This window comes from Providencia sp. (genome assembly GCF_040396775.1).
GTDB lineage: Bacteria > Pseudomonadota > Gammaproteobacteria > Enterobacterales > Enterobacteriaceae > Providencia.
In genome coordinates this window covers 80,456-86,841 of record NZ_JBEBNT010000018.1, presented here as the reverse complement: position 1 = coordinate 86,841, position 6,386 = coordinate 80,456, and the positions used below count along the sequence as shown (strand labels likewise).

At 34.2% G+C, this 6,386-nt stretch carries 10 protein-coding genes; 5 read left to right on the top strand and 5 right to left on the bottom strand.

Annotation, left to right across the window (positions count from 1 at the left end):
• The first annotated feature begins 272 nt into the window (after window positions 1-272).
• The 3 genes from ABWP91_RS16535 to ABWP91_RS16525 all read left to right on the top strand — a co-directional run bounded on the left by ABWP91_RS16535 (window position 273) and on the right by ABWP91_RS16525 (window position 2,335).
• A complete protein-coding gene (locus ABWP91_RS16535; RefSeq protein WP_353244172.1) occupies window positions 273-1,004 on the top strand; it encodes a carbonic anhydrase in 732 nt (243 codons plus the stop codon).
• A 307-nt stretch (window positions 1,005-1,311) separates the two neighbouring features.
• Entirely contained in the window at window positions 1,312-1,578 is a 267-nt protein-coding gene (locus ABWP91_RS16530) for a helix-turn-helix domain-containing protein (RefSeq protein WP_353244171.1), read from the top strand.
• A gap of 199 nt (window positions 1,579-1,777) precedes the next feature.
• Window positions 1,778-2,335, top strand: coding sequence for a DedA family protein (locus ABWP91_RS16525; protein WP_353244170.1), 558 nt, complete (start codon window positions 1,778-1,780; stop codon window positions 2,333-2,335).
• Between the two features lie 85 nt (window positions 2,336-2,420).
• Here the strand turns inward: ABWP91_RS16525 and uraH are convergent, their stop codons facing one another.
• Both uraH and ABWP91_RS16515 read right to left on the bottom strand, forming a co-directional pair.
• The gene (gene uraH / locus ABWP91_RS16520; RefSeq protein ID WP_353244169.1) at window positions 2,421-2,831 is read right to left on the bottom strand and encodes a hydroxyisourate hydrolase; all 411 of its coding nucleotides are present in this window, start codon (window positions 2,829-2,831) and stop codon (window positions 2,421-2,423) included.
• A 267-nt stretch (window positions 2,832-3,098) separates the two neighbouring features.
• Window positions 3,099-3,398, bottom strand: a complete 300-nt coding sequence (locus tag ABWP91_RS16515) for an HdeA/HdeB family chaperone (RefSeq protein ID WP_353244168.1) — start codon at window positions 3,396-3,398, stop codon at window positions 3,099-3,101.
• Between the two features lie 231 nt (window positions 3,399-3,629).
• Between ABWP91_RS16515 and ABWP91_RS16510 the strand changes: the two genes are divergently transcribed.
• Entirely contained in the window at window positions 3,630-3,899 is a 270-nt protein-coding gene (locus ABWP91_RS16510; RefSeq protein ID WP_273804213.1) for a helix-turn-helix domain-containing protein, read from the top strand.
• Between the two features lie 52 nt (window positions 3,900-3,951).
• Here the strand turns inward: ABWP91_RS16510 and ABWP91_RS16505 are convergent, their stop codons facing one another.
• Window positions 3,952-4,293: a hypothetical protein gene (locus ABWP91_RS16505; RefSeq protein WP_353244167.1), complete on the bottom strand. Its 342-nt coding sequence runs from the start codon at window positions 4,291-4,293 to the stop codon at window positions 3,952-3,954.
• A gap of 358 nt (window positions 4,294-4,651) precedes the next feature.
• Between ABWP91_RS16505 and ABWP91_RS16500 the strand changes: the two genes are divergently transcribed.
• Window positions 4,652-4,996: a Grx4 family monothiol glutaredoxin gene (locus tag ABWP91_RS16500; RefSeq protein WP_353244166.1), complete on the top strand. Its 345-nt coding sequence runs from the start codon at window positions 4,652-4,654 to the stop codon at window positions 4,994-4,996.
• 73 nt (window positions 4,997-5,069) lie between these two features.
• Here ABWP91_RS16500 and rnt read toward each other — a convergent pair whose 3' ends face one another.
• Together rnt and gloA are read right to left on the bottom strand one after the other, a co-directional pair.
• Window positions 5,070-5,714, bottom strand: coding sequence for a ribonuclease T (gene rnt, locus ABWP91_RS16495; RefSeq protein WP_353244165.1), 645 nt, complete (start codon window positions 5,712-5,714; stop codon window positions 5,070-5,072).
• Window positions 5,715-5,840: 126 nt separating this feature from the next.
• Entirely contained in the window at window positions 5,841-6,248 is a 408-nt protein-coding gene (gene gloA / locus ABWP91_RS16490) for a lactoylglutathione lyase (protein ID WP_353244164.1), read from the bottom strand.
• Window positions 6,249-6,386: the final 138 nt, after the last annotated feature.

Genomic DNA, 6,386 nt, shown 5'->3' with positions numbered 1-6,386 from the left:
ACATGCGTGTCGAAATGCCACCTAACTCACTCTACAATCAAAAGCAAGCTGAAGCTGAGAGACTCGCTAAGATAGAAGCAGAGCGATTAGCGGAAATGGACATAGATGTTTAGGCTAATTTTTGAATAATACTATAGTTACAGCGGGGTATTGCATGCTTTATTTTTGGTAAGGCATGCTGTTATCTAAAATAATAAGATAAATCCCAGTGCCATTGGTGTGAATCAAAGTGTAACTTTAAAACTCACATTAACAACCTGAGTTATTATCGCATGAGTTATAATAAATCCATGTTATTTATTTTGGCTGCTTTTACTTTTTCATCACAAGCTAATTCATTATGGACTTACGAAGGTAGTGGTGCACCTGAACATTGGGGAAAATTGAGTGACGAATTTAAAGTTTGTGAAAGTGGATTTAATCAATCACCAATTAATATTGATAATGTTATTGATGGGAAATTAAAACCATTAGATATAAATATACATACGCACGCACAAAAAATTATCAACAATGGGCATTCAATACAAATCAATGTTAATGATGATGATGATTTTTCTATTGATGGGGCAACTTATCAATTAAAACAATTTCACTTTCATAGCCCAAGCGAAAATGAAATAAAAGGCAAACAATATCCATTGGAGCTGCATTTTGTTCATTCTAAACGTGATGGGGGAGTTGCCGTGCTAGCAATCATGTTAGAAGAAGGTGAAGCTAACCTAGCTATAGAGCAAGTATTGAGTAATATACCAAAAGAAAAAAATCACGAGAAACAGTTAGATAAAAATATTGACTTAACAGCACTTTATCCAGATGACAAAAGCTATTATCGTTTTAGCGGTTCTTTAACTACTCCGCCATGCACTGAAGGTGTAGTATGGTTAGTCATGAAACAGCCTATAAGTGCATCAAAAGAACAAATAAAGAAATTTCAAAAAGCTCTGGGACATTCAAATAATCGGCCAACCCAACCTTTACATGGTAGGTTGATCGTAAACTGATATAAATTAAAGTTTGTTAATAGCAACTATCTAAATAAGAAAAAACTAATGTGCCAGCCTGAGTAGTTGGCACATTTAGAACATTATCTAATCATGTGAATTCTTCAATTTTGGTATTCAATTACTTACTAAATAGGCAGCTAAAGAGTATGCAAAGGTAGAGTTGGAAGTCGAGTAATGAGGTTTTTAATACTTACAGCATACGATATAAAGTAAATATTTCCATATATTATTAATTAGTCCATAAAACAGCTCGCTATCTTCAAGGCTTTTTATGTAAATACTAATTAATAATAGGAGATGTTTAATGAGTAACCAAAATTCGATTTCAAATCATATTGCTTGCAGTCTTCGTCAATTGAGGATAAAAGCTGGGTTATCAGTGTTTGAGCTATCAAGAATGGCGGGAATAGAGAGTGAGCAGCAACTATATCGTTATGAATATGAAATTGATAAGATAGGAATAGCGGAAGCAGTAGCTATATTAAAAGTATTAGATGTTGATGTTGGGGTTTTTTTTAGTAATCTGGATATATATAAAACTATAATTGTATATAATGGAGATATAAAGTAAGTTTATTTAGATGGAATTTAATTTTACTTGAGTTATATAGCAAAAGCCAACTTTAAACAGTTGGTTTTTGCTATATAAGGAGGAGTGATAAAGTGATGGTTATGCCAGTATATGGTGGATTTATTTAATTCTCGCAATTGAACTAATTACATGATATTTATAGTTGTTGATAAACTTCATAATAAAGGTTAATCATAATATGTCGGAGGCATTATCTCACTGGATAATTGAATATGGATACTTAGCTGTCTTTCTGGGTTCAATGATTGAGGGAGAAACGGTAGCTTTTTTATCGGGTATAGCCGCACATAATCAATTACTTTCTTACCCTAAAGTAGTTATAGCAGCCTCTTTAGGTGGGATCGTTAGTGATAATATACTGTTTTTTATAGGTCGTTATTTTGGTGCGCAAATTTTACCCAAACTCCAGACCCAAAAAGATAAAATAGCATATGTGCAAAAATATATTCAGCAAAATGAAAATTGGGTTGTTATAGGTATTCGCTTTGCTTATGGATTGCGGACAATAGGACCTATTATTATTGGTGCTAGTGATGTAAGGCCATTTAAATTTTTTATATTAAATCTTATCGGTGGTTCAATTTGGGGGACTGTGATAGTTTCTGTAGGATATTTTATTAGTAGGCTGGTTCTTTCACTACCAGTTCATTTTTCAATAAGTATACTAATAGCTGCAGGTATACTGTTGTTGTTAGTTTTTTGGAGAAAGCATCTATTAAAAAAAATGAGAAAGTAATATGTGATGGTTACTTGTAGTTATATCATACGAATACAGTATCAATTCCTGATTAATACTGTATTGGTTTATAAGTTGGAAAAGGTTAATTCCCTCTATATGTTGAATAACCATATTGGTTTAAAAGCAAGGGAATATGGTAATGTTCATCTAAATTATCTATTTGAAATTCAACGGGGATTTCAGGGAAGAAGCTATGTTTACCTTGTTGCTTAAAATATTCACCAGTTTTAAAAATTACTCTATAGTCTCCTATAGAAAGTTTCTCAGGACTATCAGGTAAGATAGACTTAATTCTGCCATCATTACTTGTCTTTTCTGTGTTTATGAGTACCCAATTTTTTCCCTGCTTTTTCTCTAATGTAACCTCAACATTAGAGGCTGGCTTCCCTGTTTGCTGATTAAGAATATGAACACTTAAAATACTATTTGATGCTATTGAAACAGCTGGAGCTAAAATAAAAGGAATAAATAATAAAAGTAGACTTTTTTTCATTTGGATATCCTCTATTGATAAATTGAGGATACTTTATCAATAGAGGCTAATGATTGGCCTTACAGCTTGATTACATTTTTTTAACCCAAGTGGATTCATAAGAAAATTTAATGAGTTACAGCTAATTAATGTATATTTTTCTATGGACAGAAAGGGGAGCTGAAATCATATCACATACTAAATTTTATGAGGTACACCATATTATTTTGGTATTATCACTTCAGTTTTAATAAGCCGCATAAAAGCGGCTCTAGAAATGAAAACAATTTATTTTTTGCTAGCAAGATAATCTTGAAGGGTGCCTTCAGGTTTTTTCTTGCAAAACTCAAGGATTAAAGGAGCTTCTGCAATGCTCTGTTCAGATAGCGCCACCCAATCCCCACTTTTAAATTGCGTATCTTTTGATGTTACCCATAATGCAACTGGAGCCCAGCTTTTAGGGTTTAGGTCCACGTATTCTTTGCAGGTCATGCTTTCTGGTGTTGAAGTTGTTTTTTCAGCAGCAAAAGTGCTAAAGGACAGTGTACTTGTTACTATAACGCAAGCAGAAATCAGCATTCTATTCATAAATATTCCTCGCTATTTTCCAGTAATGATGCATATAGAAATAAAAGATGTCATTTATAAATAGTAAGTAATATCAGTAATGTCAATAAAATAACAAAGTAAAACGGAAAATATCAAAATATAACTATCATTTATGGAAGAGTCATAAATGATGACTATACTTTAACTGATAGTAGATACATTAAAAACAGTAAGTTTATTGATTTTGGCTATTTTGAATGGAGTCTTTGTATGAATACTGAAAGCACTGTGTCAACATTGATAGGAAAGAAAATTAAAACACTAAGGCGTAATGCAGGATATACCACTAGTGAGTTTGCAAAATTGAGCGGCTGTACAAGTGAGCAGCAATTATATCGCTATGAACGAGGTGTTAATAAAATTGATATCGATACGCTGATATCAATGCTAAAGACCCTTAACATAAATGCGGGTGGTTTTTTTGAGCAAATAGTTGATGAAATAAGTAAAGAATCCGATGATTACAATGTAAATATATAAACCAATAGTACGCCAAAGCCGCTATATATGCGGCTTTGCTCACGACAGTTATTTAGACACAGTGAGAGTAAGTTTTTTTATCAATAGCTAATTGAGTCGTTTGAATAAACTTATCTCCAACCTTATTTACCATCAGGCTTCTGCTTTTAGATTTTATAGCTGCATCATTCATATGTACATTAAGAAAATCAAATGTATCTTCTGATTTTTGCGAGTTTATCAATGTCATATCTAAAGTTTTCATTAGTGTTAGCATAAAAATATCTATAGAAATATTCATGCTTTCTATCTCTGTTTTATAGAAAACATAAATACGTGACTGTTCTGTGTGAGATGGCTCTCTATTTTCGTTGATGCAATTTAGGGTGAGTAAAAGTAGCTGAATGTTGTTCATGTGACCTCCAAGTATGGGCCGTATGATATGTGTCCAGTAGATAGGGTTATATCGGAATTGGTCGGGATTATATTGAAATTTGGTGAAATGAGATTGTGAGAAACAAAGCTGAAATTGTATTGAAAGAGATATAAGGCTAGGCGAATAGATTTATTTGACTTGAATCATAAATAAGTCACAATAGTAACAAATTAAAGGAGGGGTAAACCCCTCTTTTTTCATTCGAAATTACAAAGTAACTCATTGATGTATTTAGAGTGAAGTGTAGTATTATGTAGTATATTTCTTGGGCTAAATGCAAGCTAACATGCTGATTTATAATGAATATACTAATCATGTTAATGTTAAGGAAGTAAAAATGACAACAATTGAAAGAATTGAGCGCCAAATTAAAGAAAACCCAATTTTATTATACATGAAAGGCTCACCAAAACTTCCGAGCTGCGGTTTTTCTGCTCAAGCGGTTCAAGCCCTATCTTCATGTGGTGAGCGTTTCGCTTATGTCGATATTTTACAAAATCCAGATATTCGAGCTGAATTGCCAAAATACGCAAACTGGCCGACTTTCCCTCAATTATGGGTAGATGGTGAGCTAGTTGGTGGTTGTGACATTATTATGGAAATGTTCCAACGTGGTGAGCTGCAATCACTTATCAAAGAAACTGCAGATAAATACCGCCCAGAAGATGAATCTAACGCATAGGCTCTGGCAATAAGTTATCAAAAACCGCAGTAGGTAAAAGCAGTATACTGTTTACTTACTGCGGTTTTTTTGTTTATTTTTCGTCTTCAATAATTGGCCAACCGCCAAGTTTTTTGAATTTATTTACGATTTCGCAAAATAAAAGCGCGGTGCGATTGGTATCATACAGTGCACCATGGGCTTGCTTGCCATCGAATGGGATCCCTGCACTGACACAGGCTTTTGCAAGGATTGTTTGACCAAACACTAATCCACTTAATGCCGCGGTATCAAAAGTCGCAAAAGGATGAAATGGATTACGTTTTAACCCCGATCGCTCAGCGGCGTTCATGACAAAGCTGTGATCGAAATTTGCGTTATGGGCAACGATTATCGCACGGTTGCAATCAGTATTTTTCATGCCTTTGCGAATGACCTTGAATATCGCATGGAGCGCCTCATATTCACTGACAGCTCCCCGCAATGGGTTTGTCGGGTCAATCCCTGTAAAAGCAAGTGCAGAGGGCTCTAAATTGGCGCCTTCAAATGGCTCTACATGAAAATGTAACGTTTCATCCATAGAGAGCCAGCCATCTTTGTCCATTTTTAATGTAATAGCTGCAATTTCAAGCAGCCCATCAGTTTTTGCGTTGAACCCACCTGTTTCAACATCAATAACAACAGGGTAATATCCCCTGAAACGGTTTACTAGGGCATTCGGATTGTTTTTTTCAGACATTAGGGCTTTCGATTATTAAGTTTCTGATTGGCTTATAATATGCCTAAACAAGAAAAATTGGCAGATAAGCTAAGAAGAAAGTTTAAGCAACCATTAGGCAGCTTAAACTTTAAATGATGTACCTAATTAATGACCCAAACCTTTACTTGCGCTTTTGTTTTCGATCAATTCGATTTTATAGCCATCAGGGTCTTCAACGAAAGCAATAATTGTTGAGCCGCCTTTCACTGGACCTGCTTCACGAGTGACATTACCACCCGCATGACGAATATCATCACAAGTTTTAGTCACATCATCGACACCTAGAGCAATATGGCCGTATGCATTCCCCATATCATAGCTGTCAACGCCCCAATTATAGGTTAACTCAATGACAGCACCTTCACTTTCATCACTATAGCCAACGAAAGCTAAAGAATATTTATATTCAGTATTTTCACTCGTTCTCAGTAAACGCATTCCTAATACTTTGGTATAAAAGTCAATTGAACGTTGCATATCAGTAACACGTAACATGGTATGAAGTAAGCGCATATAAACCTCTTAAAATTTACTCAATAATCCTGAATCGATTTACCTATTAATATAACGTGCTTAAATTGTTAAATACAGCGATAGCAGTTTATTTTTTAGTCAAATAGTGGTAATACTCAATTTTCAAGAGTATATCAT

Excerpts from the sequence above, each read along its gene's own strand:
- ABWP91_RS16535 (WP_353244172.1), top strand. The coding sequence starts at position 273 with ATGAGTTATAATAAATCCATGTTATTTATTTTGGCTGCTTTTACTTTT.
- ABWP91_RS16530 (WP_353244171.1), top strand. The coding sequence starts at position 1,312 with ATGAGTAACCAAAATTCGATTTCAAATCATATTGCTTGCAGTCTTCGT.
- ABWP91_RS16525 (WP_353244170.1), top strand. The coding sequence starts at position 1,778 with ATGTCGGAGGCATTATCTCACTGGATAATTGAATATGGATACTTAGCT.
- uraH (WP_353244169.1), bottom strand. The coding sequence starts at position 2,831 with ATGAAAAAAAGTCTACTTTTATTATTTATTCCTTTTATTTTAGCTCCA.
- ABWP91_RS16515 (WP_353244168.1), bottom strand. The coding sequence starts at position 3,398 with ATGAATAGAATGCTGATTTCTGCTTGCGTTATAGTAACAAGTACACTG.
- ABWP91_RS16510 (WP_273804213.1), top strand. The coding sequence starts at position 3,630 with ATGAATACTGAAAGCACTGTGTCAACATTGATAGGAAAGAAAATTAAA.
- ABWP91_RS16505 (WP_353244167.1), bottom strand. The coding sequence starts at position 4,293 with ATGAACAACATTCAGCTACTTTTACTCACCCTAAATTGCATCAACGAA.
- ABWP91_RS16500 (WP_353244166.1), top strand. The coding sequence starts at position 4,652 with ATGACAACAATTGAAAGAATTGAGCGCCAAATTAAAGAAAACCCAATT.
- rnt (WP_353244165.1), bottom strand. The coding sequence starts at position 5,714 with ATGTCTGAAAAAAACAATCCGAATGCCCTAGTAAACCGTTTCAGGGGA.
- gloA (WP_353244164.1), bottom strand. The coding sequence starts at position 6,248 with ATGCGCTTACTTCATACCATGTTACGTGTTACTGATATGCAACGTTCA.